At 52.7% G+C, this 26,400-nt stretch carries 20 protein-coding genes and 2 pseudogenes; 10 read left to right on the top strand and 12 right to left on the bottom strand.

Going from position 1 to position 26,400, the window contains the following annotated elements:
* Positions 1-402: 402 nt before the first annotated feature.
* Positions 403-635: pseudogene (locus WFO64_RS01950) on the top strand (ArsR/SmtB family transcription factor); the annotation flags it as partial.
* 591 nt (positions 636-1,226) lie between these two features.
* Here the strand turns inward: WFO64_RS01950 and WFO64_RS01945 are convergent.
* Positions 1,227-3,161, bottom strand: coding sequence for a methyl-accepting chemotaxis protein (locus WFO64_RS01945; RefSeq protein WP_337008477.1), 1,935 nt, complete (start codon positions 3,159-3,161; stop codon positions 1,227-1,229).
* Between the two features lie 407 nt (positions 3,162-3,568).
* Between WFO64_RS01945 and WFO64_RS01940 the strand changes: the two are divergent.
* Positions 3,569-4,606: pseudogene (locus WFO64_RS01940) on the top strand (S66 family peptidase).
* Positions 4,607-4,708: 102 nt separating this feature from the next.
* On the opposite strand, the gene WFO64_RS01935 reads toward WFO64_RS01940, so the two are convergent.
* On the bottom strand, positions 4,709-5,287 hold the full coding sequence (locus WFO64_RS01935; protein WP_337008476.1) for a hypothetical protein: 579 nt from the start codon (positions 5,285-5,287) through the stop codon (positions 4,709-4,711).
* Between the two features lie 314 nt (positions 5,288-5,601).
* The gene (locus tag WFO64_RS01930) at positions 5,602-5,940 is read right to left on the bottom strand and encodes a cupin domain-containing protein (protein ID WP_337009466.1); all 339 of its coding nucleotides are present in this window, start codon (positions 5,938-5,940) and stop codon (positions 5,602-5,604) included.
* A gap of 452 nt (positions 5,941-6,392) precedes the next feature.
* Between WFO64_RS01930 and WFO64_RS01925 the strand changes: the two genes are divergently transcribed.
* Positions 6,393-6,863, top strand: a complete 471-nt coding sequence (locus tag WFO64_RS01925; RefSeq protein WP_442956124.1) for a GNAT family N-acetyltransferase — start codon at positions 6,393-6,395, stop codon at positions 6,861-6,863.
* Positions 6,864-7,299: 436 nt separating this feature from the next.
* Here WFO64_RS01925 and WFO64_RS01920 read toward each other — a convergent pair whose 3' ends face one another.
* Positions 7,300-7,932 carry a LysE family translocator gene (locus WFO64_RS01920; protein WP_337008474.1) on the bottom strand — a complete coding sequence of 211 codons (633 nt, stop codon included), beginning with the start codon at positions 7,930-7,932 and terminating at the stop codon, positions 7,300-7,302.
* 219 nt (positions 7,933-8,151) lie between these two features.
* Here WFO64_RS01920 and WFO64_RS01915 point away from each other — a divergent pair, with 219 nt between their 5' ends.
* The 3 genes from WFO64_RS01915 to WFO64_RS01905 all read left to right on the top strand — a co-directional run bounded on the left by WFO64_RS01915 (position 8,152) and on the right by WFO64_RS01905 (position 10,509).
* The gene (locus tag WFO64_RS01915) at positions 8,152-8,646 is read left to right on the top strand and encodes a GNAT family N-acetyltransferase (RefSeq protein WP_337008472.1); all 495 of its coding nucleotides are present in this window, start codon (positions 8,152-8,154) and stop codon (positions 8,644-8,646) included.
* A gap of 268 nt (positions 8,647-8,914) precedes the next feature.
* Entirely contained in the window at positions 8,915-9,484 is a 570-nt protein-coding gene (locus tag WFO64_RS01910) for a hypothetical protein (protein WP_337008470.1), read from the top strand.
* Between the two features lie 11 nt (positions 9,485-9,495).
* Positions 9,496-10,509 carry an SMP-30/gluconolactonase/LRE family protein gene (locus WFO64_RS01905; RefSeq protein WP_337008468.1) on the top strand — a complete coding sequence of 338 codons (1,014 nt, stop codon included), beginning with the start codon at positions 9,496-9,498 and terminating at the stop codon, positions 10,507-10,509.
* A 197-nt stretch (positions 10,510-10,706) separates the two neighbouring features.
* Here the strand turns inward: WFO64_RS01905 and WFO64_RS01900 are convergent, their stop codons facing one another.
* From WFO64_RS01900 to WFO64_RS01885, 4 genes are all read right to left on the bottom strand, one after another.
* On the bottom strand, positions 10,707-11,327 hold the full coding sequence (locus WFO64_RS01900; RefSeq protein ID WP_337008466.1) for a LysE family translocator: 621 nt from the start codon (positions 11,325-11,327) through the stop codon (positions 10,707-10,709).
* A gap of 524 nt (positions 11,328-11,851) precedes the next feature.
* Positions 11,852-14,290 (bottom strand): DUF3772 domain-containing protein, encoded by a 2,439-nt coding sequence (locus WFO64_RS01895; RefSeq protein WP_337008464.1) that lies wholly within the window; start codon positions 14,288-14,290, stop codon positions 11,852-11,854.
* 226 nt (positions 14,291-14,516) lie between these two features.
* Positions 14,517-15,464, bottom strand: a complete 948-nt coding sequence (pbpG, locus tag WFO64_RS01890; protein WP_337008462.1) for a D-alanyl-D-alanine endopeptidase — start codon at positions 15,462-15,464, stop codon at positions 14,517-14,519.
* A 175-nt stretch (positions 15,465-15,639) separates the two neighbouring features.
* Positions 15,640-16,227, bottom strand: a complete 588-nt coding sequence (locus WFO64_RS01885; protein WP_337008460.1) for a Yip1 family protein — start codon at positions 16,225-16,227, stop codon at positions 15,640-15,642.
* Between the two features lie 205 nt (positions 16,228-16,432).
* On the opposite strand from WFO64_RS01885, the gene WFO64_RS01880 reads away from it, so the two are divergent.
* The 4 genes from WFO64_RS01880 to WFO64_RS01865 all read left to right on the top strand — a co-directional run bounded on the left by WFO64_RS01880 (position 16,433) and on the right by WFO64_RS01865 (position 22,187).
* Positions 16,433-17,011 carry a DedA family protein gene (locus WFO64_RS01880; RefSeq protein ID WP_337008458.1) on the top strand — a complete coding sequence of 193 codons (579 nt, stop codon included), beginning with the start codon at positions 16,433-16,435 and terminating at the stop codon, positions 17,009-17,011.
* Positions 17,012-17,257: 246 nt separating this feature from the next.
* Positions 17,258-19,072, top strand: coding sequence for a glycoside hydrolase family 15 protein (locus WFO64_RS01875; RefSeq protein WP_337008456.1), 1,815 nt, complete (start codon positions 17,258-17,260; stop codon positions 19,070-19,072).
* 214 nt (positions 19,073-19,286) lie between these two features.
* Positions 19,287-20,399, top strand: coding sequence for a L,D-transpeptidase family protein (locus tag WFO64_RS01870; protein ID WP_337008454.1), 1,113 nt, complete (start codon positions 19,287-19,289; stop codon positions 20,397-20,399).
* A gap of 186 nt (positions 20,400-20,585) precedes the next feature.
* Complete coding sequence (locus WFO64_RS01865; protein ID WP_337008452.1) at positions 20,586-22,187, top strand: inorganic phosphate transporter; 1,602 nt, start codon at positions 20,586-20,588, stop codon at positions 22,185-22,187.
* Positions 22,188-22,209: 22 nt separating this feature from the next.
* On the opposite strand, the gene WFO64_RS01860 is transcribed toward WFO64_RS01865, so the two are convergent.
* The 4 genes from WFO64_RS01860 to WFO64_RS01845 all read right to left on the bottom strand — a co-directional run bounded on the left by WFO64_RS01860 (position 22,210) and on the right by WFO64_RS01845 (position 26,395).
* Entirely contained in the window at positions 22,210-23,397 is a 1,188-nt protein-coding gene (locus WFO64_RS01860; RefSeq protein WP_337008450.1) for an MFS transporter, read from the bottom strand.
* Between the two features lie 70 nt (positions 23,398-23,467).
* On the bottom strand, positions 23,468-24,418 hold the full coding sequence (gene dusC / locus WFO64_RS01855; RefSeq protein WP_337008448.1) for a tRNA dihydrouridine(16) synthase DusC: 951 nt from the start codon (positions 24,416-24,418) through the stop codon (positions 23,468-23,470).
* Between the two features lie 2 nt (positions 24,419-24,420).
* The gene (gene rhlE, locus WFO64_RS01850) at positions 24,421-25,785 is read right to left on the bottom strand and encodes an ATP-dependent RNA helicase RhlE (RefSeq protein ID WP_337008446.1); all 1,365 of its coding nucleotides are present in this window, start codon (positions 25,783-25,785) and stop codon (positions 24,421-24,423) included.
* Positions 25,786-26,002: 217 nt separating this feature from the next.
* Positions 26,003-26,395: a YbhQ family protein gene (locus WFO64_RS01845; RefSeq protein WP_337008444.1), complete on the bottom strand. Its 393-nt coding sequence runs from the start codon at positions 26,393-26,395 to the stop codon at positions 26,003-26,005.
* Between the last annotated feature and the right edge of the window lie 5 nt (positions 26,396-26,400).

Genomic DNA, 26,400 nt, shown 5'->3' with positions numbered 1-26,400 from the left:
AGACAGGGGATCTTGCAGCCAGATTTTAACTTCCCGTACGCCTGATCCCTCTCTGTTGTTACAGCCAGTTATCAGATGAGTAAAAATCAGAAGGAACCTTTCACAGCAACCTCTCACTGAGTATTGATAAGTACGTGGCTCAACACTCTCTCAGCCGACCGCACCTCTGCTCCGTTTCGTCAGTGTGTGCCTCATTAACTCGTTTAAGATAGCGGGAGCCAGATATATTTCTACCGCTCACCATGCAGTCAACTTTTCGGCCGCCCAGCACTTTTGCATAATGAAGAAGTGGCGCAACCGCAGCGACGCCTGAAGGCCCTACAACATGTCTAGCAGATCGAGCATTAACAACATCGCTGCTTCAATCCCGGCTTCTGAAACAAGAAGAACACGATCGACGCAGACGGCAATCTGGTCAAGGATGGTGTGTGTGCCGGATTTATCACTGAAAAAATTGGTCTGAATCAGCCCACGGTGACAGGCCCTCTACAAAATCTGGCTAAAGCCGGAAGTGTGACCTCGAAACGTTCAAAAACTGGGTATTTTATAAACTTGATCGCCAACGGATGGATGAAGCAACGGCAATGTTGTCTGGATATAGGAAGCTGGCGACGCGTCCACATGCGCAGCCATAATCGAGTATTAAGTGCATATCGTGGGGAGCCAAGCCGGTAAGTGTGTTCATCTCGCTCATGCCGTGGCCGCCTGTCAGATAGATTTCGTCAATTATCTTTATCTGTTCTCATCTTTTGCAAAACTGCCGTTTAACCTGTAAAACTGCCCCGCCTGATGCCTGACCCTATAGGCCAGGGTCCGCTTTTCGCTCAAAGCGGGCCTTACGCCCAAGTGAGTTCGCTTTGCACTAAAAGTATAAACTTTTAATATTAAACTGTTTTTCTAATGAGACAGGTCATCAGGCGGCATCGACAAATGCTTTTCATATTATACTGGGCTCAACGCCACGCGATCGTTTGCCTTAATCGATGGTTCAATTTCAGCTTCTCGTATCTCATCCCCTCACTCCGGCTTTTCTGTTTTGGCCGCTGGTGACTAACAGTAAACATTGCCAATGTCCCCGTTACGAGCATCAACGTGGGCAATGAAGTTGAAGCAGATGCCTGACTGTTGAGCTAACAAATCATTCCTGCATTGCATTAACTGACAAGTGAGGTATCTGCCGCAGCCTGCTATGATTTCGTCTCAAGCATATTTAAGCCCATGTAACGTCAAAATGACTGCCAGTTTTCCACTGAAGAATGCGAGGTAGCTGTAACCGGTTTTTGCAGTTTTCTTATGACAGCCGTTGGCACCGATGACACCAGAACAGATTCTGTTTTGAAGAAAGCCACCGCCTGCTCCAGACGCCCGGCTTCTTCCTGAAGAGATCCGGCCGCTGCAGCTGACTGCTCTACCAGTGCGGCATTTTGTTGAGTGGTGCTGTCCATTTCAGTCATCGCCTGACTGACCTGACTGATCCCGCGGTTTTGCTCATCTGAAGCAGTAGCTATTTCTTTCATAACCTCATTCACCTGAGCCACAGCTTCAATAATGGACTGCATTGTTTTACCTGCATTTTCCACCTGTGTAGCGCCGGTATTAACCTGACCGACAGACTCATGAATAAGCCCTTCGATTTCCTTTGCCGCTGTTGCGCTGCGCTGTGCCAGATTTCTTACTTCCCCCGCGACGACAGCAAAACCTCTTCCATCTTCGCCTGCCCTGGCTGCTTCAACGGCGGCATTCAGAGCCAGAATATTTGTCTGAAAAGCGATGCCATTTATTACCTGGGTTATTTCAGAAATGCGTGAGGAGCTTTTCCTGATTTGTTCCATAGTATTAACCACCCCGCTGACAACCTGACCTCCCTGGATGGCCTGCGATGACGCTTCCCCGGCAAGCTTGCTGGCACAAATCGCATTCTCGCTGTTAAGTTTCACCGTTGATGTAAGTTGCTCAATACTGGCCGCTGTCTGAACAACTGCGGCAGCCTGCTGTTCTGTACGCGACGATAAATCTTCATTTCCTGTCGCTATTTCTGTGGCCGCGCTGTTTACGTTCGATACGCCGTTACGCACGTTGTTGATTATTTCTTCAAGCTTAATCCGCATATTATCAAAAGCCTGCATTAACAGCCCCAGCTCATCTTTGCGATAGCTTACGGTAGTTGGAGTCAGGTCGCCCTCAGAGATCCTGCGTGCCATACTGAGTGTTTGCGACAACGGCCGCTTAATACTCAGGGTTATGCGCCAGGCAAATAAAATGCTTATTATCACGGCCAGTAACGACAAAAAGACAATTTTAATCTGCGCCGTTTTAATAAAATCAGAAGATATTTTCTTTTGATAATCAAACATTTTTGCCAGGGAGGCGTCAAAACTCTCACCTCTGCTTACCAGCGTTTTTGCCGCCGCATAATGCGCAGACCAGAGCGTTTCAAAGGGAGAGACTGAAGAAGAGACCTTATCAATAAGGTTAAGGACTGATGAGGTGACTTCAGACAACGCAGGGTTTTTAGCCTCTTCAAGCATAACCGCCGTTTTTCTGGCATCGCCAAGGGCAATGTTCAGCGCTGCTCTGCTGTTATCTTCCGGTACTTTGATAAAAGTCAAAAGCTGCAAATTGACTTCTTTAAGCTGAGACGACAACCGCTCCACTAAAGAAGACGTATCAGAAGCCAGCGTTCCGCCTTCAGCAAGATAATCCATCTTTTTTGCAAGACTGAGATACGGAAGTTGCTGCAAAGAGGCAGCCATTCCCATCATGCGCTGCATATAATCAACTAAAATGTTTCTTTGCGTTCCATAACTGTTCATGGCTTCTTCAATACCATTAAGAAACGTTTTCCCCCCTGAATCCCAGTTAAATTGCGCCAGCTTATTGTACTGGTTTCTCAGCTGTTTAAGCGCCTCGGCATTTTTATCAGCATACTGCTGCTCATTGGTGTACTGATACAGAGTGCGATTAAGGCGGGCCGTGCCGAATGTGCTGTTCATCTCGATGGTCAGACTTCGTCTTTCCGAGTTATCCTGAATGGTGTCAAGACAGCCAGATGCAACCAGTGCCGTAATGATAAGGGCACCAATTACCACAAAAAAGCCCATACCGAGTTTGGTTCCCACCTTAAAATTCATGAAATAACTGTTGAGCTTCAGATGATTCATTTTTATAACCCTTTGATTTTAAAACATTTAAATTCTTTGCTGAAGATTTTATCGATCCCGCTCATAGTGGTTATCGGCATTAACTGGAAATCATTAAAATAATTTACAAATAACGGTCGGTTTTATTTAGCGGTAGGTTAGTGAGATTGGGGTTTTCATCAGGGAACATCTGCAGCAGGCGCTGCCTGAGCTTGTGACTGGGATGTCCTATGACGCGCAGTGGGGGTGAGTCAAACGTCTGCTTTTCGCTCATAGCGGGCTTTAGCCTGCCGTCAGTCCACTTTGTGCCAGATGCGGACGTTGCTAAGGTTCATGGAAAGAATGAGCGGTGTCTTCGCCTGCTGATTTTACATCCAAGCTTAATTTATGGATTATGGATTTCCACATGTTCTGAAAAGGATTTATACATGCATGTCCTCTTTCCACCCAGGCTGGTTCCGGGAGATGTTATTGGTGTAACAGCTCCATCTTCTGGCGTACCTGAGCACCTGCACCCCAGGTTGGAACTCGCCATCGAAAACCTAAAGAAAAAAGGTTTCCAGGTCCGCGAAGGAAGCTGTTTACGCGCGCAGCACAAAAATAAAAGTTCAAGTAAGCGTTCTCGCGCTGAAGAATTAATGTCTTATCTTACTGACCCAGACATAAAAGCTGTCATGCCCCCCTGGGGCGGCGATCTAGCAATTGAATTGATTGATTTAATTGATTTTAATCTATTAGTACGGTCTGAACCAAAATGGTTTGTAGGTTTTTCAGATCTAAGTACACTTCATTTTCCACTAACCACGATTTCGGGCTGGGCTACTCTGCATGGGCCAAACTTAATGGATCTTGGCGCTCAAAAGTTAGATGCCACCACTTAGGCTGTATGGGAAATTCTGGAATCGAATCGTGGAACTGTAATAGAACAGTACTCTTCAGCAGCATTCCAGGCTGATGAAAATCAATGGGGAACAGCGTCAGATGAAGGTTTCAATCTGACCCAAAAAACACAGTGGAAACGCCTTGATGGTGTTACCTCTTCCCTCACCTTTAGTGGAAAACTGATTGGCGGCTGCCTCGAAATAATATCGAGGTTAGCAGGTACACCATTCGGGAATTTACCATTGTTCAAGGCGAGCAATAGCGCTCAAGGAGTAATTCTCTATTTTGAAAATGTGGAAATGGCTCCCTGTGAATTAACACGCGCATTAATTAGCTTACGATTACAGGGTTGGTTTGATAATTTAAATGGAGTTCTTATAGGTAGAAGTGCTGCACCCGACATAAGTGACCCAACTAAACATAATTATCTGGATGCCCTTAAAGCCGCTTTTGACAATGTTGCCGTGCCCGTACTGTATGATGTTGATATTGGTCATATACCTCCTCAAATATCACTGGTAAATGGAGCCGATGCGAAGGTATTTTTCTCAGAAAATGGTAGTACGGTAACTCAGCAGTTGTAGATAAGGCAGATTTAATAACAAAGGCGGTCCTTGCTATTCTTTTGCTCTTAAGGTCCGCTTCTCGCTCATAAGGGCCTCGGCCATAAGCCCCTCTTCCTGTTATTAAATACGGGACTGAACAGCCATAAGCGTCCTTTTTCGAATCCATCCACTACCTGCCCGTATTGCCAGCCAGTAAGCAGTCATTTTCAGCTGAGTAGCTCGATCCGGACAGTAAATGAACGTTTCAGTTCGCAACTCATATTGCCCTTCTTTAATTTCTGTCACCCGGTAGCGCAGTAAGAGCTGTGCGCTGCCTGGCGCGACCGGCGTCAGATAAGCGTCAGTATCCGGCACGTTTTCCAGTCCGAAATCTGCACGCCAGAATTGTCCGCGCAAGCCGTAGCAGAGCTCGGATGGTGACTTTTCGAGTAGAGTGAAATTGTTCAGGCCAAACCTGTTAACCGCCTGGGGTTGTTGATTGCGCCGGAAATGTTGCGGAAGTTGTCGCACCGACATCAACAGTCGGATGACGGTATCCTGCTGAATATCGAATTCTGCTACTAACGACAGGATTTTTTCAGGCGACTGCGTCCTGATGATGGTCTGGTGTTTTTCATGAAACTGAAACTGTGGCAAAAAAGCCGGGATATCCTGCCAATGAGCAAGTGCTCTACTTGTAACGAATCCAGGGTTCAGCATATTACCTCCTTGTTATCCTTCAAGCCCAGCCAGAGGAACAGATGCCTTACAGCAACAATACCTGCACAAAATAATGTGATTTCAGAAGGAATTCACACCAGGAATGTCTGATACCGGTCTTAGAAGAAAAAAACCTGTACGTATCATCTGCATAAAGCTGAAATAGAAAGTCCACTTGTCGCTCATAACAGACCTTCCTCGCGCATCCGCTTCGGGCCAGGAGCGGACGTTGCCAATACTCAGGTACGTTAGCGTCACCACTCGGACTTACGTTATGACAAGCCATAGCCATTTTTCGTGAGTTGCCAGCAGGGTCAAGGAAGGTCAGTACGATCCCCTCGTGTTGTGGGATGTGAAATCACAATAAATTCCACGGGAGACTCCGTGTCGTTTCTGGCTTGATGTTTTGCCCTCGGGGGAATCTCTAATCCCTGCAGGGGTTTAATATTGTGCGTTTCACCCTTTAACTCCATAGATAAAATACCATTGAGCACAAAGAAAAACTGTCTTGAGACAGAGTGCCCGTGTCGCTTTTCAGCAGTACCTGACGGCATTTTTTCATGAATGACCAGCATGTCTTGTCGGTTTACCAGATACCAGCCGTCGCAATCATCGCCCCAGACATAATGCTCTGCATTTTCTTTTGAAATCATCATACCTCTCCTGTTTATGCGACTTTTCCAATAATCCAATAATCTGATGAAGTTATACTCAGGTATGATATTGATTCGCAATACATTTTTTCATGGGTTAGTGCATTAAGGAGCTGAATTGCCTGTTTCAATATACTGAATAGCCATGGATTAATGGGCACAGGCGTTTATAGACAGGATAGTGAGGTCCGCTTCTCGCTCAGAGCGGACAGATCTAAATTGCTTAATTGAAATGCTAACATTTGAAAAGCGCAGGATTGGCCTGTTCGTTCGCTACAAAACATGATTGAAACGACGCTTCTGGCGTGTCGGTGGGCTAACCCAGCAACCGGGCCGAATTGTTAGTGGCTGCAATGGTGCTAATTCCTACCTCAGTTGTGGCGTTTTGTTAGCTAAAAGGAGTAAACATGGAAGTAAGGGTAGAACTGTGTCCGCCAGATGAATGGGAATCCATGGTGAAAATTTTTACCGAGATGGAAGAGCACTATTATGGTAAGGGCATCATTCAGGAACCACTGTTGAATAATTACCTCCGCAATCGATTGTTCAGTCAGCTCTCCGGTACTCTGGTGCTCAGGGCTCGCTGCGACGCTCATATCGTTGGGCTGGCGTGTTGCAGTATCCTCTACCCTTCTCCCCGTTACTGTGGCCAGCTGCACATCAAAGAGCTTTATGTCTCCCAGAGTGAGAGAGGTAAAGGCACAGGGGAATCCATAATGCGCTTTATAGCGAAATTCGCTCTTGAACATGAGTGTCGCAGCCTCAGCTGGAATGCCGAGAAATCAAACGCCGGAGCAAACCGTTTTTATCAGTCTTTAGGTGGCAGAATAAATGACAGTATTGTGAATTATTATCTTCATGGTGAGCTCCTGCGTAAACTGGCTTCGGACAGTTCGGCAGAGCCTGGCGGCTTTACTGGTTAAGCTATCGCGCTGATTTGGCTTGCCTGGAAGGCAGAGGGAATCTGCAAAATCTTTATGCCGTGTCCCCTTTGTGCCAAAAGCGGACATTACAATTGTGATTTCCTTTTCATAAAGATGAGCAGTGAAAATGCACATCAGAACCTTCATCTGCTAGTGCATTTTGTTTGCTGAGGTAAAGAGGATGTCGCTCATCCCTCGGATTTAAATCACCTGTGGCTTTCGCCGTGCCCCTGCCCCAAAATCCTGCTCCATTCAGAAACAGAATTTCGGCATGATAAATACTCCCCTGAACAGAGGTGTTCCCCAAGGTTCAATAACATGGCTGTGCTAATTAAGCGTCAACAGTATCAGTGCTTTGACCCCGCTTCTGAAACAAGAAGAACATGATCAACGCGGCTTAAATAACGACAAATCTATCACCATTTTAATTATAAGATTAACGACGGGATTCACTTAATATTTTAATGGCAAGAGCGCTTAGAACACAGCCCATTACCCAGCGTTGAATCAGAGCGAAGGAAGGCCTTCTTACTAAGAAACTGGCGATGGTTCCTGACGAAATTACAATTATGGCGTTGACTGAAACACTGATAATTATTTGTGATAAACCCAGAAAAAAAGATTGAGTTAGAAAATGGCCATGTTCCGGGGTGATAAACTGCGGTAATAATGATAGATACATAACTGCAATTTTTGGATTCAGAATGTTAGTTAAAAACCCCATCATAAAGAGTTTTTTCGGGGGGTCTTTAGGCAGGTCCTTGACCTGAAATAGTGATTTTCCACCCGGGCGTACTGCCTGCCAAGCTAGCCAAAGTAAATAGATAGCACCAGCTATACGCAAAGTGTCGTAAGCATATGGAATAGCCATTAGCATTGCGGTAATGCCAAATGCAGCACAGATCATGTAAAAGACAAAACCAAGAGCTACTCCACCCAATGAAATCAGACCGGCTACACGCCCCTGACATATAGAGCGTGAGATGAGATAAATCATGTTTGGCCCGGGAGTTAATACCATCCCGAGCGAAATCATTGCAAATGCTATTAAGCTATGGGTTTCGGGCATTGTGCTTCTCCATAAATGTCTTTTTAGAGATCTGTCTGTAATTGTATCTGTTTTATTTAATACTGAGTAATGTTAACAATCTATTTTGTAACTTAATTTTAAAATGCAGTCCTGGGTGAGAGATCCGATGTGTGCCAGAAGCGGAAGTTTCACATGAACTCTTATGCTGGTTTAATTAGGTTCTGACAATGCAAATCTGGAAGAGCAAGGAGCCCATGAGTGGAAGCATTCACAGTACGACGCATAATCGAAAGCGATCTGGACGATTTCAGGGAATTGAGGCTGGAGGCTTTGCGCCTTCATCCGGAAGCCTTTGGCGCGTCCTACGGCGAATGCAGTCAGAAGCCAATGCAGTTCTTTGCCGAACGGCTGCTGACAAGTCATGTTTTCGGTGGTTTTGATGTTAACAACTCCTTGCAGGGCATGATTGGGGTTAGCAGGAACTCGTTACTAAAGTTGAGTCATGTGGCGAATATCTGGGGAATGTATGTTCGCGCCGGTAACAGAGGTTCCGGGCTTTCATCAGAATTAATGGATGCGGCGCTGGAAGCCGCCAGTTCAGCAAAAACCGTGAAACTGTCAGTGGTTACAACTAACCGGGCCGCGTATGCGCTTTATCGTTCCTTCGGGTTCAAAGAGTGGGCGACTGATGCCGATGCGCTATGCGTTGATGGAGTGTTTCATGACGAATTCCTGATGAGACGAGACTCATAGGCTGATTCATAATCGGGATAGGATGTTTAATGTGAAAAAATCCAGCCCCAATTAGTCAATGTCCGCTGTTCGCTCCTGGCGGACCTCGCAATAGTGACATGTCTGTTACTCTGTGCCAGCTGCAAACTAACCGGCCGCGCAGACTCTTCTGTCACAGGCGAGTGCATCTGGTATTCATATATCCTTTTAATTTTTTATCCGCAGGTTGCAGGGCACCCTCGGCTGTTCGCCGCTATGCTTTCAGCGCCACTCAATAAAGGAGATCAGGATGAAAAATAACACGCTGCACGCGCTTGCGCTTTTATGCGGATTTACCGTCATTTCTTCTGCCTGCGCCGATGACGGATTATATGCCGTCCGCGCCGACTCAGCAGAACGAACGGTGAGCAACGGACAGACCCAGCCGCCGGTAAAATTTGCCACCCTCTGGGCTGACGATGAGGGTGCGACGCACGTCGGACACTGCCGCTTTGAAGGGCTGCAGTTTAAGAGCTATGCCCCACCTTCTGCGCCGCAGTGGATTGGCGTTTCGCCCGATGAGGTTGAGAGCATTGCCTATGCTGTACTTCCGCCAGGCTATGTTGGCAACTGGCATCATGCACCAGGCCCGCAGTGGGTCATCACTCTGTCCGGAAAATGGTCCGTGGAGACCACGGACGGCACAACGCTGGTCCAGGGACCGGGCGAGGTGCAGTTCAATGCGGACAGCAACTCACGGCCCCGCAGTGATGATAAAAGAGTGGGGCACGTGTCGCGAACAGTGGGAAGTGAGCCGAACGTACAGCTGATCATTAAACTTAAGCCCGGTGTTCGTAACACAGGTGCCTGTGCAGACTGAGGAAAAAAAAAATGTGTTACCGCTTTTCGAAAACGCCTTTTGTGCTGGCTCTGATGATGACGGGTTTTTCCACCGTGGCGGCAGAGGTGCCCGGCGTAAACATCGTTACGGAGAACGTCGCGTTTCACGAGCTGGCAGACAGTAACGCCCATCCTGAACTCATTACCGACAGAGCAGTATGGGCCGAGGGCCCGGTATGCACGCCGAAGGGACTGTTTATTTTCAGTGACGTGAAGCAGAACCGGGTCATGAGCTGGTCAGAAAAGCAGGGGCTGAAGGTCTGGCTTGCCCCCTCGGACTATCAGAACGGTCATTCTGTTGATAGTAAAGGACGCATCATTGGGGCCTCACATGGCAGGCGTGCGATTGTGCGTCAGAAGTTTGATGGCACGTGGACAACGCTGGCTGATTCCTGGGCGGGTAAGCGGCTTAACAGCCCGAATGACGTGACAGTGGCACCTGACGGCGCGATATGGTTTACCGACCCGACGTTTGGCGTCCTGAATAAACAAGAAAGTTACGGCGGAAAGCCCGAGCAGGATGGCGAATATGTTTACCGTTACGACGCCTCCTCACACAAGCTATCACGCGCCAGCACGCCTGAGGTGCACTCCCCGAACGGACTGGCTTTTTCGCCTGACGGAAAAACGCTCTACGTATCTGACACGCAGCTGGCGCACGACTTCAGCAATAAAAAACTTGCTCACCGGATTATGGCCTACCGGCTTGAGGGGACACGCCTGACCGCCGGACACGTTTTTGCAGAAGTAACGCCCGGCATACCTGACGGCATAACAACGGATGAGAAAGGCAACGTCTGGAGCAGCAGCAAAGAGGGCGTACAGATCTTTTCTGAGAAGGGGGTGCGTCTTGGGAAAATACTGATGCCATCGCAGGATACTGGCAATCTTGCGTTATGCAGCGGTGCGGACGGCAGAAAGTGGCTGTATGTCACCGCAGCAAACCTGGTGCTGCGCCTGCCGGTGAAGGTCAGTGCGGCTGCAGGCAACTTAACGAACAGATAAATTTCATCTGGCACACGTATAGCCTGAGTATGTGTGCCACAAAAAATACACGCCTGCATACTGTCGGAGTGCTCTGCATCACGCCTTCCGGTCAGACGACTCCGGATATTGCGGCTCGATATCTTCATTGTCCACATCCAGAGAATGTGCCTTCTTCCGCTTTGTACCAGAAGCGGACCTTCATAACTTACCGATAGCTACCTCGTGCTTACAGCAAGTTTAGCCGCGAAGCATAAAAACAAGCCCCCTGTTGCTCTGTCCATCACCCGGATAACGCGACTCTTCTTCAATACGGCTGACGCAAAATGCGTGGATAAAATAAGTGTGACTGACCACATAGTCCCAATCGCCACATGGATACTGACAAGGATGAAAGTCCATATTAAAGGAGAGTGACCGGCAGGTATAAACTGAGGCAAAAAAGAGACATAGAAAATGCCCATTTTGGGATTGAGCACATTCCCCAGCATTCCTCTGATAAACCAGTTCCCCTGAGAACCATTGTCATCATCGCCATCACTGAAGGACGATCGGGGGCGTGTCAGCAGTTGCAAGCCCAGCCAGCTCAGGTAGACAGCTCCACAAATTTTTAGCGCTGTATAAGCCACCTCTGAAACCGCCAGTAAAGCACCAAGACCTAACGCGACCAGCGCGCCCCATATAAAACAGCCGGCATCAATGCCAAGAGCAGCCTGAAAAGCCTTCTTACCCCCCTCAGCACAAGCGGTGCGAAGAATAAGTGCCGTATCGAGGCCGGGAGTAAGGGTAAGTAACAGTGCGGCGAGAGAGAATGTCAGGAGGGAATCGTTAACAGTCATTTTCTTTGTCCGAAAGAGCAAATGTTAACCATTTAGTTCCACACAATCAATCCATCAAATATCCCTTTTCTCAACGTCCGCTATTCGCTCAAGACGGACGTTGCTCTGCTCTTAACGTCAGATCTGTGACCATGCAGTGTAAAATATGGCCGAACTGCAGAGACCTACAGATGCTCTAAAATTTCCGCCACAAAATGCGGTTTTTGTCTTCAGTACGCCATAGCACCAGTGGACCCGTTTGCTCATCAGGCCACCCAGGGTCACCATTTTCGGTTTGTCCCTCAGACACGGCGCATCGCAGATAATGCACATCCGTTTAGTTGGAATATTCCCGCACAAGGCTAATATATAAAGCTTCGACCTCAGCTGAGTCGGACTGATTTTCGCCCCCCATGAGCGACTCCTTACTGATGCGCCAGTTCCTTTCTCGACGGGCACCACGCCCGGAATGGTGGCAGCCTGCTCAGCTGACGAGCCAGACTTTATCAACATTCAGGGGCCGACAGAAGTCGGCCCCTTGACACCTAAACCAGCTTCTCTTCAGGTTCAGCACCCGGCACCTGACGGCGTTCGATAATCATGGTTTGCGGCGTGGAGAGCAAAATGCCCTCTTTACGCAGACGCGTCAGAATATCGAACAGCAGATCGCTCTTCGCTCCCGCAATCTGCCGCTGACCCGCCACGTTACCGGTGACGCTCAGCACAATGCCCTGCTGGGTCAGATCTTTGAACGAAACAGAGGGTTCCGGCGTCTCCAGAATGCGTTCATTTTCGTTGTAGACCTCCAGCAGAATATCGCGCACCTTTACCGGGTCGATGTTGAGCGGGAAGGTCAGCGTAATCGTCACCACACCCTGCGCATTGCCCATTGTCGCATTTCGCACGTTCTGCGAGATAAACTGCGAGTTCGGTACAATCACCGTGGATTTGTCGCCCAGTTGAATCTCTGTGGCGCGCACATTAATCCGGCGAATATCCCCTTCGATGCCGCTAATGCTCACCAAATCGCCGACCTTTACAGGTCGCTCAGTTAACAGAATCAGCCCCGAGATAAAGTTCTTCACAATTTCCTGTAAACCAAAACCGATACCGACCGACAGCGCACTGACAATCCATGCCAGCTTGTTCCACTGCAACCCCATGATCGATAGGGTCAGCAGAATGATCAGCACATAGCCAATATTGCTGAACAGCGTCACCAGCGACACCCGCATACCCACATCCATAGTGGTTTTTGGCAGGAAGTCGGTGTCGAGCCAGCGGCGCACCGAGCGCAGCACATAGATGCCGACAATCAGGCAGATTAGCGCATTCACCATGTGCGCCGGTACGATGTTCAGGGATTCAAGTCCTTTACCGCCCCAGAACTCAATCACTTTTTGCAACAACTCTATCGGTGTTGAAGAGGCAAAGGTTCCGTTGATGAGCGCCATTGCCACAAAGAGCACCAGAATCGTTTTACCGATTGCCGTCAGCAGCGTGGCCGTTTGCTGCAGGTGACGCTCATTGATGTTGAGTGAACTCTGAATGCGGCGACCGGTGGCGTTACTGGTCGAGAAGAGACTCTCACAGCCATCTTTCAGCAGGTGACTGAGGAAATAGAACGAGCCAAACAGCAGGCCGCACCAGATCACCTCATAACTCAGGAAGCGCGCCAGCGTGACGTAACCGATCAGCAGCGACAAAAGGATGGCGAAGCCCGTCAGCGTCAGGCCCATCTGGATTAGCCCGACCAGTGTTGAGCGTGCTTCCGGCGGTGTGCCCGCCTGGGTCATACGACGACGCACACGGTTAGTGCGCATGCTGATCGCGAGCGCAGTACTGCCAATCAGCAGTGCTGTCAGTCCGTTGGCAAAAATGGTGGTATTCAGGCTGGTGCCAACACTGTAGTTAAACGCCTCGACCGTCTGGAAGATAAAGACCAGCATCGCGGTAATCGGTGGAAACGGTTTTAATGCCATCGCCACTTCATTAGAGATAGTCGGTAACCGCCAGCTGGGTCGGCGGGTAGAGAGGAAAGCCCGTCCCAGCCCGGCAATCAGACCACAAAAAACGCTGAGCTGCACCAGCCGGTCGACAAAGTCCTGAACGTTCTCAGAGACCTCATCACGGCGGGTAAAGGCCAGGGCGATAAAGTTAAAGGTGAGGACAACCGCCACCAGCGTGGTGAGGGCTATCGCTGCCGCCAGGAAACTGCGGCGCAGCTTCCCTTCCGGCAATTTATGAATGCTGACCCAGGCCAGGAACTCCTCACTGTAGCGACGACCCACCGTCATCACCAGCAGCGCCGCCAGCAGCCAGAAAACACTGCCCACGCGCCAGCCCGGCTCCCATGAGAGCGCTGCCGTGTCCTTCAGCTCCTGCAGGAATTCACTAATTTTCTCGCCATCCAGATCCTGACTGCTGTTCAGCGGTGACCAGAAGCGCGGCCCAAGAATGGTACCAGAGTTCAGCGCCAGTTGACTTTTCAGCTGATCGCGGCGCAGGTTAACAATCTGCGACGACAGCGTTAAGGCCCCATTTTTAATGCCTTCGGCCTGTTTGATCTGGTCGTCGAGTTTGCTTTTCTGACTCTCCAGCGCGTTACGCTTGCGCGTCACTTCTGGCGTCTCTTTTACGCCGCTGTCGGCCTTGGGTGCCGGCCCCAGTACCTGCAACTGGGCGTCCAGTTGCTGGCGATCGGGGATCAGCGCCTGGCCCAGCGTATCGGCATTACCCGAAAGCTCCAGCGCCATTTCATTCAGCTGCGTCAGCTTGTTTTCGCCAGCATCAACGGATACCTGACTTTTGATTTTGTCGAGTATCTTCTGCATTTTCGGCAGTTCAACTGCGGCATTCAGTTTCGGCGGAGCATCCTGTTCCTGAGCAGCACTGGCCGTATCATCCGCGGCCAGCGTCAGCGCCGGGGCAAACGCCACCAGCGCCAGCATTAACAATGCAAAAAAGGATCGTAGCTTAAACATATGAGTAAGATTCCGGCAACGTAAATCAGGCGAGCGTCCCTCGACAGTCGCGCGTAGTGTAGGGCTTTGCAAGGGATGGCAATATAGGAATAAAGGGCATTTTTCGGTCTGATTCCGGGCGGACCAGGACGTAAAAATCGTTGTACGCCTCTGTAGGCATCCTCCCGGAGTCCTGCTGAGCCTGCCGGTAACGCCAGTGCGCAAAGTGCGCGACACCGGCTATTTTCTATTCAACATCGGCACTGCTGGCACCGTTGCTGGCGACCTGACCCGACTTCTGCCTTTTATAAGCCAGCGCGGCGGCCGGCACCGGAGCCGCTTTACCGGTCTCAATCCAGCTCCGCAGACGGTTTGCGTCGGCGAAGTGGGTATATTTGCCAAAGGCATCCAGCACCACCAGCGCCACCGGACGATTGTTGATCATAGTGCGCATCACCAGACAGTGGCCTGCCTCGTCGGTGTAACCGGTTTTGGTCAACTGAATATGCCAGTCATTTTTATAAACCAGATGGTTGGTATTGCGGAACGGCAGCGCATAGCTCGGATGGGCAAAAACTGCCGTCTCCTCTTTGGTGGTGCTGAGCGCGCCGAGCAGCGGATATTCCCGCGTTGCTTTGAGTAATTTAACCAGGTCCTGGGCGCTGGAGATGTTTTGCGTCGACAGGCCGGTGGGTTCGACGTAGCGGGTCTGTGTCATGCCCAGCGACCGTGCTTTCGCGTTCATCGCCCGTACAAAAGCCTGATAACCGCCGGGATAGGCATGAGCCAGGCTGGCGGCGGCGCGGTTTTCCGAGGACATCAGCGCCAGTAGCAGCATATTACGGCGGCTGATCTGGCTGTTGAGCTTAACGCGCGAGAAGACGCCCCGCATTTCCGGCGTCTGGCTGACATCAACGGTTATCATCTCGTTCATCGGCAAATGCGCATCCAGCACCACCATGGCGGTCATCAGCTTGGTAATGGACGCAATGGGCCTGACGCGATCCGGGTGGCTGGAAAACAGCACTTTATTGGTAGTAAGGTCGACAATCATCGCACTGCCAGAGGCGATCTGCGGCTGAGCAATAGGCGCAAGTTGCGATAGCGAGGTCTTCGCCTGCGCAGGAAGTGAAACAATCTGCCCTGAAACGAGCAGCGCCAGCGAAAGCAAGGTGAAACGAATTTTTGCAGGCATCGTAGAAAAAAACCCGGTTATGATTGTGTACTGTGTCAGACCGACACAGGCCGCCCGCTTCAGTCACGTCGGCGCACGAGCTGGCAGCGGTATCATACGCTTTAGGTTAAGAAATTTCCTGGTGAGATTGTTTCCGGGCGTAAAAAGAGAACTGCCGCCAGACGGCGGCGGTCGGTTAAAACAAATGTGGTCCATATCCCCACAACACCACGGTCAATGCCAGTAACACTTCAAATACCAGCACGCCGATGGCCAGTGTTGAACCGGAAAAGCGCAGGCTCTCTTCGCGATCAATATTTAAAAAGAGTGGGATGCCAATATAGAGCAGATAGCCCGTGTAGAGCAGCGCCAGCGCGCCTACCAGTACGCAGAGCCAGACCAGTGGATAGAGCGCCACCAGCCCGCTGAGAAACAGTGGCGTTGCCACATAGCCCGCAAACACCGTACAGCGCTGAACGCCGGGACGCTGCGGATAATCACGCGCCATCCAGTGAATCACGCGTCCCATTACTGCGACGCCACCCAGAATAATCAGATAGAACAGAATGCCTAGCCCGATTCCGGTCGCCAGGTTCAGTTGCACATATTGCCCCTCGCCCAGATTCCAGCCCAACTGAGTTGTGCCGATGAAGGCGCATATCACCGGGATTGCCGCCATCAGCAGAACATGGTGGGTGTAATGGTGCGATACGCTCTCATTTTCTTGCTTGATATGACGCATTTCCTGGTTCGGATGCGCCAGAAGTCCCCAGACATGGTTCATACAGTCACTCCTCTGATGCGAAAGGCCGCCCGGTCATGCATGCGTCTTTAGGGGGCAGCGTTCTCTCAAGTATAAACGGCAGCAAAATTTTCGTGGTGAACGGACAAAAAAACAGCATAAATAAACGGACCCGCCCTGCAGGGCGGAAGTGAAGCCAAATCGCGTATAGACTAGAAGGAACAGTCACTGAACAGGGAGTGTCATTTTGCATTTGGATATCAACGCATTAATTACGCAGTACGGTTATCTGGCGCTTTTTATTGGCTGTATCGCCGAAGGTGAGACATTTACGTTGCTGGGCGGTGTCGCCGCGCATGAGGGGCTGCTGCATTACGTGGGGGTGGTGCTGGCCGCGATGGGGGGCGGTATTGTCGGCGATCAGCTGCTCTACTGGATCGGTCGCCGCTGGGGCACACGTATCCTGCGCCGCTTTAAAAAGCATCAGGATAAAGTGGTGAAGGCGAACCGCCTGATTAAACGCCGTCCCAGCCTGTTTGTGATTGGCGTGCGCTTTATGTATGGCTTTCGTCTGATTGGTCCGATCATCATTGGAGCCAGCCGCCTCAACCCAATGAAGTTTTTTATTCTCAACGTCATCGGGGCGGCCATCTGGGCAGTGATCTTTGTAACACTGGGCTATTTCGCGGGCGGCATCATCGCGCCGTGGCTGCACAAACTCGACCAGCATCTCAAACATTTGCTTTGGCTGGTCGGTGCGGTCGTGTTCGCCTTTGCGCTGCGCTGGGTGATCCGCCGCTGGCACACCCGTCGTGCCGATCAGTAACACCTGAACGGCGGATTCATCAGCACCCCATCACCGTCAAGGATTGATGCGTGACCGTCAGCTGAAGTCGCCTGACGCTGAGGAGAGCCAGACGCCCCGGCTGACGATGCCACAGGTCTCGCCCGGCCGGCCTGTCGCTTTCCCCTTCCCTCCCCTATTCAACCGTGCGTTAACCATCTGTGCCCAAACGAAGCCGCATCAGATGGCTCAGCTATAGTTAGGATGGACACTGACCGGGAGATGAAGATGAGTAAGGTAAAACGTAAGATCGAAGACCATGGCGTCATCGGCGATTTGCGCACCTGTGCGCTGGTCGCCAATGACGGCACTATCGATTATCTCTGCTGGCCTGAACTCGACAGTCCGTCGGTCTTTGCTGCCCTGCTCGACAGCGATGATGCCGGCCTTTTCTCCCTGGCACCTGACTGGCCCAATGCGCGACGTCAGCAGCTCTACCTGCCCGATACCAATATTCTGCAGACCCGCTGGCTGGATGATGAAGGCGTGGCGGAAATCACCGACTACATGCCGATTTGTGACGAGGAGAACAAGCTGCCGCGCCTGATCCGGCGAGTCAAGATGGTGCGTGGCAGCGCGACCTTTAGCCTGCGCTGTTCGCCCCGCCACGACTATGCCCGGGCGCAGACCCGTGCGGAAGCGCATAACGGCTGTATCGATTTTCATGCTGAAGGCCAGCCGTCGCTGCGCCTTGCCGCCACCGTGGTGATGACGCTGGAAGATGAAAGTGCCACCGCTCTTTTCACATTGCAGCCCGGCGAACATGCGCAGTTTGAATTTGGCAGCGTTGATGATGCACATATCGAAGCACTGGCCACCGAACACTGCTTTGAAGAGACGCTGAACTACTGGCGACGCTGGAGCGCCCACAGTACTTATCAGGGGCGCTGGCGCGAGATGGTTCAGCGTTCTGCGCTGGTCCTGAAGCTGCTGACCTCCCATCAGCATGGCTCTATCGCGGCAGCGGCAACCTTTGGTCTGCCTGAAGAGTTGGCCGGCGAACGCAACTGGGACTATCGTGCCTCCTGGATCCGCGACGCTTCATTTAGCATGTATGCCCTGATGCGGCTGGGCTACATCGATGAAGCGAAACATTTTACTCATTGGGTCGGCCGCTGCGTTGAAAACAGCCATCATGATGAGATGCGCCTGCAGGTGATGTACCGGCTCGACAGCGGCACCGAGTTGCATGAGATGGAGTTGCTCAATCTCTCCGGCTATGCCGACTCCCGCCCGGTGCGCATTGGCAATGACGCCTGGCAGCAGACCCAGCTCGATATCTATGGTGAGCTGATGGATGCGGTCTATCTGGCTAATAAATATGGTGAAGCGATCTCGCAGCGCGGCTGGGAGCATGTCGTCAAAATGATCGACTGGCTATGTGAAAACTGGAATCAGCCCGATGCCGGTATCTGGGAGATGCGCGGTGAACCGGAGCATTTTCTGCATTCGCGTCTGATGTGCTGGGTGGCGATGGATCGCGCGCTACGTCTGGGCATGAAGCGCTCCCTGCCGATGCCCTACGAACGCTGGGATCGGGCACGCCGGGAGATCCGCGAAGATATCTGGGCTAACTTCTGGAACAGCGAGCGTGGCCACTTCTCTTCGACCCGACATGGCGAACATCTTGACGCCTCCATGCTGCTGATGCCGCTGGTGCGCTTCGTAGGGGCCACCGACCCGGACTGGATTGCCACACTGGATGCGATCAAAACCAACCTGGTTAGCGACGGTATGGTGCGGCGTTACAATACGCATGAGACACCCGCCGATGGCCTGAAGGGGTCAGAAGGCTCCTTTGGGGCCTGCTCATTCTGGTATATCGAGTGTCTGGCACGCGCGGGCCGCATTCAGGAAGCGCACTTTGAATTTGAGAAACTGCTGAGCTACGCCAATCCGCTGGGCCTTTATGCAGAGGAGTTTGACAGCCACGGCCATGCGCTGGGCAATACGCCGCAGGCACTGACGCATCTGGCGTTAATCAGTGCCGCCTTTTTCCTGAACCGCAAACTCAGCGGTGAACAGACGCAGTGGCAACCTTAATCAGGGAGAACCCCGGAAAGTCTCATTTTAAGCGCCCTGCTTTCCGGAAATGCGCTAACATCCGCGGTGAAATTACGTAAAGTATTGCAGGCAGGTTAAAATCCTGATTCACAATGTCAGATTAATGAACATATAATGCGCAGCAGGTCACATTGGCCAGCATGAATTCGACACATAGACCAGCCTGAAATATGGCGATAAAGACTTGTAAAATATGAAAATTATTCGCGCTTTCGCTTCAATCGCACTGGCTCTGGCGGCGTTCAGTCAGTCAGCCTTTGCTGTGGTTTACCCGTTACCGCCGGCCAACAGCCGTCTGATCGGGGAAAATATTGAAATTACTGTTCCTGGAGAGAGCAAGCTGCCGCTGGAAGCTTTTGCAGCGCAATATCAGATGGGCCTAAGCAATATGCTGGAGGCCAATCCCGGCGTTGACGTTTATCTGCCTAAGGCTGGCAGCAAAATGATCATCCCACAGCAGCTGATCCTGCCTGACGCACCGCGTGAAGGCATTGTGATTAACAGCGCGGAAATGCGTCTTTACTACTACCCGAAAGGCAGCAAAACGGTAGTGGTGTTGCCAATTGGTATCGGTGAACTGGGTAAAGATACCCCGATTAGCTGGACCACAGCGGTAGAACGTAAGAAAGACGGCCCGACCTGGACGCCAACCAAAGGTATGCATGCGGATTACGCGGCACGTGGTGAAACGCTGCCAGCGGTCTTCCCGGCTGGCCCTGATAACCCAATGGGCCTCTACGCGCTCTATATTGGTCGCCTCTATGCCATCCACGGCACCAATGCCAACTTTGGTATCGGCCTGCGCGTGAGCCACGGCTGTGTGCGTCTGCGCGCTGAAGATATCAAATGGCTGTATCAGAACGTGCCGGTCGGCACGCGTGTACAGTTCGTTGACCAGCCGGTGAAAGCGACTGTAGAGCCAGACGGTTCGCGTTATGTTGAAGTGCATAACCCGCTCTCGACCACCGAAGAGCAGTTCAACTCGCGTGAGCTGGTGCCGATCACTCTTACTCAGGCAGTGAGCAAAGTTCTGGTTGATGCCAGCGTCAATCAGGATCAGGTTAACGGCGCAATTCAGGGCCGTACCGGTATGCCAGTGAAAGTGAACGGTGTGGAGAACAACATCCAGACCGCGCCAGTCCCGATGCCGGAAAACCCGCAGGCCGCGCCACAGGAAGAGCCAATGACGCCGGTAACGCCACAGGGTGCAAACAGTGATGCCGCGCAGCCACAGCAGCCGGCCACGGAGCCAGCGGCACCGGTAACACCCGCAGCCCCAGCAGCAGCGGTGAACACCAGCTCGTAACTGCCGTAAAGGTCTTGTAAGCCAGCGCCTGTCGCTGGCTTTTTTATTGCCTGCGCCAGGCGTTTTACTGCAGAGTTCCCCCAGCCCTCCCCACCCGACCATCATTAATCTGTCATATAAAGCGCGTATCACACTGCGTTAACCCGGTGCAAATCAGCATCCGGCATCAGCCACATGAGGTACACCATGAGCGAAAACAGTCTCTCCTCCTCATCAGCCCAGGGACGCCCCAATTTCAACGGCAAAGGCAGTCGCTTCAGTAAACCGCTGTTTTTTATTCTGCTGGTCGCCGGGCTGGCGTTCGCCGGACTTAACCTGGTCAATGACGTTGAAGAGACCAATATGCCTGTCACCAGCTATCTGCCGTTCTTTCTGCTGGGACTGGCGTTACTGATTGCGCTCGGCTTTGAGTTCGTCAATGGCTTTCACGATACCGCCAATGCGGTCGCCACGGTGATCTATACCCATTCGCTGACGCCCGGCATTGCCGTGGTCTGGTCCGGTTTCTGTAACTTTCTGGGTGTGCTGCTCTCTAGCGGCGTGGTGGCGTTTGGCATTATTTCGCTGCTGCCGGTCGAACTGATCCTGCAGGCCAGCAGCGGCAACGGCTTCGCCATGGTCTATGCGCTGCTCTTTTCCGCCATTATCTGGAATCTCGGCACCTGGTATTTCGGTCTGCCCTCATCGTCGTCGCATACCCTGATTGGCTCGATTATCGGCGTCGGGGTTGCCAATGCGATGCTGCACGGGCGCAGCGGACTGAGCGGCGTAGACTGGGATCAGGCGCTTAAAGTTGGCTATGCACTGCTGCTGTCGCCGGTGGTTGGTTTTGTCTGTGCCGGTTTGCTGCTGTGGGTGATGAAACTCTTTATCCGCAATCGCCAGCTTTATCAGGCGCCGACAAGCGATCAGCCGCCCCCGGTGTGGATCCGAGGCCTGCTGATCCTGACCTGTACCGGCGTCTCCTTTGCGCACGGCTCCAATGATGGTCAGAAAGGGATGGGGCTGATTATGTTAATCCTGGTGGGCACCATGCCGATCGCCTACGCGCTGAACCGATCGCTGCCCGCCGATCAGATCCCGCGTGTGGCAGCCCTGACAGAAGTGACCGCACATCAGTTGCTACAACTGCAACCGGCTGCCGCGCATCCCCCGGCGGCCCGTGATGTCCTGACCGGCTTTGTCGGCAGCAATAATATGAATGCCGATGTCTTACCGGCGCTGGCCATCACACTTAATGAAGTGGGCGATGAAATTCGTCGCTATGGTTCAATGGAAAACATTCCGGCCCAGGCAGTGACCAACACTCGCAACCAGATGTATCTGGCCTCAGAGTCGATCAAGCATCTGCAAAGCGCGAAGGTAACACTGCCGCAGGAGACCGGACGCAATCTCAAAGCGGTGAAAACAGAACTCGACAGCGCCACCCGCTTTATTCCGATGTGGGTGAAAGTGGTGGTGGCGATTGCGCTTGGGTTAGGCACCATGGTGGGCTGGCGACGAATTGTGGTGACGGTGGGCGAACGGATTGGCAAAACCCATCTCAGCTATGCTCAGGGTGCCAGCGCCGAACTGGTGACGATGGCCACCATTGGCGCAGCAGATGGCTTTGGCCTGCCGGTGTCGACCACACATGTGCTGTCGTCCGGCGTGGCGGGCACTATGGCGGCCAATCGCTCTGGCCTGCAGTTTTCGACACTGCGTAATCTGGCGGTTGCCTGGATATTAACGCTGCCGGTCTCTATTCTGCTCTCCGCCCTGCTCTACTGGCTGTTTACCCATTTCTGAGGGTCCGTCGGCTTCCTGCCTGTCAGGCGGTGAGCCGTTGCTGTCCACAGAGCCGCAGCGTAATCAGCAGCGCACCCAGTACCATCATGGCGGCAGCCAGATAGACCGACTGCATCCCCCAGTGTCCGATAAACAGTCCTGCCACCGGGCCGGTTAAGCCCAGGCCCAGATCGAGAAAAGCGGAATAGGTTCCCAGCGCCGAGCCCTGATCCTGACGCTCAACCCGCTTAACCGCCTCAACACCCAGCGCCGGAAAGACCAGAGAAAAACCGCTGCCGGTGAGGAATGCGCCCGCCCCGACCAGCCAGGCGCTGTCCGCCTGCCAGATTATCAGCAGTCCAAAACATTCCAGCAGGAAAGAGAAGAGCGAGACGCGCAATCCGCCAAAGCGGGTAATAAAGCGACCAAAACTGAGCCGCACCAGCACAAAGCCCAGGCTGAACAGTGTCAGTGCATAGGCCGCGCCCTGCCAGTCGCGGCTGGCAAAATAGAGGGTGATAAAGGTCGCAATGACGCCAAAACCGATGGTGCCGAAGCCCAGCGCCAGCCCGAAGAGCCAGACGCGGGAGAAGACGCGGTGAAACGGAATGCGCTCGCCAATGCTGACGGTGACCGCGGGTTTGCGGCTGGCCATCAGATAGCCGACTACGCCCATCAGCGCGATCAGTCCGGCAAATCCGCTCATGCCAAATTCACTGTTCAGCAACACGCCCAGCGGTGCGCCGACGGCCATCGCCAGGTAGGTGGCGACACCGTTCCAGGAGATCACTCGCGCGGTCTGCAACGGCCCGACAATATTCATGCCCCAGAGCGTGGAGCCGGTGCTGCTGAAGCTCTCACCCACCCCGAGAAACAGCCGTCCTATGGCCAGCAGCGCCAGACTGAGCCACGGCCAACTGCTTAGCAGTGCGGCCAGGATCGTCAGCACCCCACTCATGCCGCAGCAGAGCAGTCCCAGCATCACCACCCGTTTTGGCCCAAGCCGATCGGCCAGACGGCCTGACTGTGGACGACTGAGCAGCGTTGCAAAATATTGAATACTGATTATCAGTCCGGCAATAAAAGAACTGAAGCCAAGATGATTTTTGACGAAGCCTGGCAGCACGGCCAGCGGCAGTCCGACAGAGAGATAGCAGAAGAAGGTGAAGATGATAACCGAGAGGATACGTTTGTTGAGCTGGCTGTTGCTCAACACAGCGGTGTCAGACATAGCGGGCTTCTGGTCCAGGAAATTTTGCCCACTATACCGTCATGCAGCGAAGGGGTCGCCTGATTTTTTATCATAAACCATGAACGATAGCGTGACGATCAATTGCCTGCGCAATCTCACCCGACGATTTTAACGCACGGATTTCACTGAATAATCCATCTGCCTCGTCATACGCCTTGCGCAGATAACCGAGCCACTGTTTGATACGCGCCACATGATAGAGGCCGGTGTCGCCCTGCTTTTCCAGCCGGCTGTATTTCTGCAATAACTGCACTACGTCAGGCCAGGCCATCGGCGGTTCGTTATATTTCACGACCCGGCTCAGGTTGGGGATGTTCAGTGCGCCACGGCCAATCATCACCGCCTCACAGCCCGTCACCGTCATACAGTTTTGCGCACTTTGCCAGTCCCAGATTTCGCCGTTGGCAATCACCGGAATGTGCAGCCGCTGACGAATTTCACCAATCGCCTGCCAGTTAATCGCCTCTGCGCGATAGCCCTCTGTTTTGGTTCGCCCATGCACCGCCAGCTCGCTGGCACCCGCCTGTTGTACCGCATCGGCGATTTCCAGACTGCGGGTGCTGGAATCCCAGCCGAGCCGCACTTTCACCGTTACCGGCAAATCCGCAGGCACCGCTTCACGCATCGCTTTCGCGCCGCGATAAATCAGATCGGGATCTTTAAGAAGAGTCGCGCCGCCTCCGCTGCCGTTGACCAGTTTAGAAGGACAACCACAGTTGAGATCAACACCCCAGGAACCCAGCTCTACCGCGCGTGCGGCGTTCTCGGCTAACCATTCGGGATGCTGCCCCAGCAGCTGCATGCGCACCCGCGTGCCCGAGGGCGTGCGGCTGGCATTATGCAGTTCGGGGCAGAGACGGGTGAAGGATTTTACCGGCAGCAGTTGATCGACCACGCGCAAAAACTCAGTGATGCAGAGATCGTAGTCGTTCACTTCCGATAACAGCTGGCGCACCAGCGAATCAAGCACGCCCTCCATCGGCGCCAGTAAAACCCTCATACTCAGACGTTTCCGGTGCGCTTCGCTGCCGGACGACGCGGACGGGCAGCGGGCTTATCGCCCTGAGGCGCAGCCTGACTCTGACGACGTGCCTGAGGACGCTTTTCGCCGGATGAACGTGATGCGCCTGCACCCTGTCCGCCCTGGCTGCGACCACGGCCACCACCACCTGCACCGCCGCGCGACTGCTGCTGACGCCCGTTAATGATCGGCTCCGCTTTGATGCTCGGATCGGGTTCATAACCGTCAATCGCCAGACGCGGGATTTCACGCTTCAGCAGACGTTCGATATCACGCAGCAGTTTATGCTCGTCGACGCAGACCAGCGACAGGGCGACACCGGTCGCGGCCGCACGACCGGTCCGGCCAATTCGGTGAACGTAATCTTCGGCGACGTTAGGCAGCTCGAAGTTCACAACGTGTGGCAGCTCTTCGATATCCAGGCCACGGGCCGCGATATCGGTGGCGACCAGCACGCGGATCCCGCCTGACTTAAAGTCTGCCAGCGCGCGGGTACGGGCGCCCTGGCTCTTGTTGCCGTGGATGGCGGCGGCAGTGATGCCATCTTTGCCCAGCTGCTCGGCAAGGTGGTTAGCACCGTGTTTGGTGCGGGTAAAGACCAGCACCTGCTGCCAGTTACCTTCGCCAATCAGCTGTGACAGCAGTTCCCGTTTGCGCTTCTTATCCACGAAATGCACCTGCTGCGCAACCTGCTCAGAGGCGGTATTGCGGCGTGCTACTTCCACCATCTCCGGCTTGGTCAGCAGTTTTTCAGCCAGGCCTTTGATCTCATCAGAGAAGGTGGCAGAGAACAGTAGGTTCTGACGTTTGGCCGGCAGACGTGCCAGCACGCGACGGATGTCGTGGATAAAGCCCATATCGAGCATACGGTCCGCTTCATCCAGCACCAGAATTTCGACCTGCGACAGGTCAACCGCATTCTGTTGTGCCAGATCCAGCAGGCGACCTGGGGTTGCCACCAGGATATCGACGCCGCCGCGCAGTTTTACCATCTGTGGATTGATGCTGACGCCACCAAACACCACCATCGAACGCAGCGAGAGATATTTGCTGTAGTCGCTGACGTTTTCGCCGACCTGCGCCGCAAGTTCACGGGTCGGGGTCAGGATCAGGGCACGCACTGGACGACGGCCACGCACAGGCGTGGTGCTGGCAGAGAGTTTTTGTAACAACGGTAAGGTAAAGCCAGCCGTTTTGCCGGTACCAGTCTGGGCACTTGCCAGCAGATCACGGCCTGCCAGCACCACAGGAATTGCCTGGCGCTGGATAGGTGTTGGTTCGCTGTAGCCTTGTTCGGCGACCGCGCGCAAAATATCGGCACTCAGGCCGAGAGAGTCAAAAGACATTAAGTGATTTACTCCGGTCCGCTCTGACCGTGATTCACGGTGTAGTTTTCAGAGGGATAGTGACGCCAGCTGGGGCTGACGCATGAAAAGGGCGCAAACTACGATGCGTAAGCGGCCGAGTGTAACAGCTTTAAGAGAAGTGTGCGAGATAGCTCACATTTACTGATACAACTTAACTGCCTGAAAACAGGAAGGCCACCTGTCGGTGGCCTTCAACTTAACTACGTTTATTTTCGATTCGCCGCGGGGGCTCTTTTGCCAGCAGCGAAACCAGCGCCGGACCCAGCAACATCACCACGCCGAGACACGCCAGCAGCAGGTTGTTGTGGTAAATCCGCGACACCAGGAACAGTGTCATCATGGCGGCGCCAAAGTAGTAAGTGGTGGTCGCTTCTTCAAGATAATCGCCGAGAGTACGTAAACGGGCAATGCGATGTGTCACCAGCATGGCAACAAAAACCAATGCATACATCGCCACCAGCGTGCTGCAAACATCGACCAGCGCTTTGTGTTTCCAGCCCCAGATCAATGCCGCGATCACCAGCAGATGCATAGCGATATGTATATACGTTTGACCCGTGATAATTTGAATACGATTAGACCATTTCATTCAAT

Source organism: Pantoea sp. AS142 (genome assembly GCF_037152305.1).
Lineage (GTDB): Bacteria > Pseudomonadota > Gammaproteobacteria > Enterobacterales > Enterobacteriaceae > Pantoea.
This window is presented reverse-complemented; position numbering and strand designations above follow the sequence as displayed.

Excerpts from the sequence above, each read along its gene's own strand:
- WFO64_RS01945 (WP_337008477.1), bottom strand. The coding sequence starts at position 3,161 with ATGAATCATCTGAAGCTCAACAGTTATTTCATGAATTTTAAGGTGGGA.
- WFO64_RS01935 (WP_337008476.1), bottom strand. The coding sequence starts at position 5,287 with ATGCTGAACCCTGGATTCGTTACAAGTAGAGCACTTGCTCATTGGCAG.
- WFO64_RS01930 (WP_337009466.1), bottom strand. The coding sequence starts at position 5,940 with ATGATTTCAAAAGAAAATGCAGAGCATTATGTCTGGGGCGATGATTGC.
- WFO64_RS01925 (WP_442956124.1), top strand. The coding sequence starts at position 6,393 with ATGGTGAAAATTTTTACCGAGATGGAAGAGCACTATTATGGTAAGGGC.
- WFO64_RS01920 (WP_337008474.1), bottom strand. The coding sequence starts at position 7,932 with ATGCCCGAAACCCATAGCTTAATAGCATTTGCAATGATTTCGCTCGGG.
- WFO64_RS01910 (WP_337008470.1), top strand. The coding sequence starts at position 8,915 with ATGAAAAATAACACGCTGCACGCGCTTGCGCTTTTATGCGGATTTACC.
- WFO64_RS01905 (WP_337008468.1), top strand. The coding sequence starts at position 9,496 with ATGTGTTACCGCTTTTCGAAAACGCCTTTTGTGCTGGCTCTGATGATG.
- WFO64_RS01900 (WP_337008466.1), bottom strand. The coding sequence starts at position 11,327 with ATGACTGTTAACGATTCCCTCCTGACATTCTCTCTCGCCGCACTGTTA.
- WFO64_RS01895 (WP_337008464.1), bottom strand. The coding sequence starts at position 14,290 with ATGTTTAAGCTACGATCCTTTTTTGCATTGTTAATGCTGGCGCTGGTG.
- pbpG (WP_337008462.1), bottom strand. The coding sequence starts at position 15,464 with ATGCCTGCAAAAATTCGTTTCACCTTGCTTTCGCTGGCGCTGCTCGTT.
- WFO64_RS01885 (WP_337008460.1), bottom strand. The coding sequence starts at position 16,227 with ATGAACCATGTCTGGGGACTTCTGGCGCATCCGAACCAGGAAATGCGT.
- WFO64_RS01875 (WP_337008456.1), top strand. The coding sequence starts at position 17,258 with ATGAGTAAGGTAAAACGTAAGATCGAAGACCATGGCGTCATCGGCGAT.
- WFO64_RS01870 (WP_337008454.1), top strand. The coding sequence starts at position 19,287 with ATGAAAATTATTCGCGCTTTCGCTTCAATCGCACTGGCTCTGGCGGCG.
- WFO64_RS01865 (WP_337008452.1), top strand. The coding sequence starts at position 20,586 with ATGAGCGAAAACAGTCTCTCCTCCTCATCAGCCCAGGGACGCCCCAAT.
- WFO64_RS01860 (WP_337008450.1), bottom strand. The coding sequence starts at position 23,397 with ATGTCTGACACCGCTGTGTTGAGCAACAGCCAGCTCAACAAACGTATC.
- dusC (WP_337008448.1), bottom strand. The coding sequence starts at position 24,418 with ATGAGGGTTTTACTGGCGCCGATGGAGGGCGTGCTTGATTCGCTGGTG.
- rhlE (WP_337008446.1), bottom strand. The coding sequence starts at position 25,785 with ATGTCTTTTGACTCTCTCGGCCTGAGTGCCGATATTTTGCGCGCGGTC.
- WFO64_RS01845 (WP_337008444.1), bottom strand. The coding sequence starts at position 26,395 with ATGAAATGGTCTAATCGTATTCAAATTATCACGGGTCAAACGTATATA.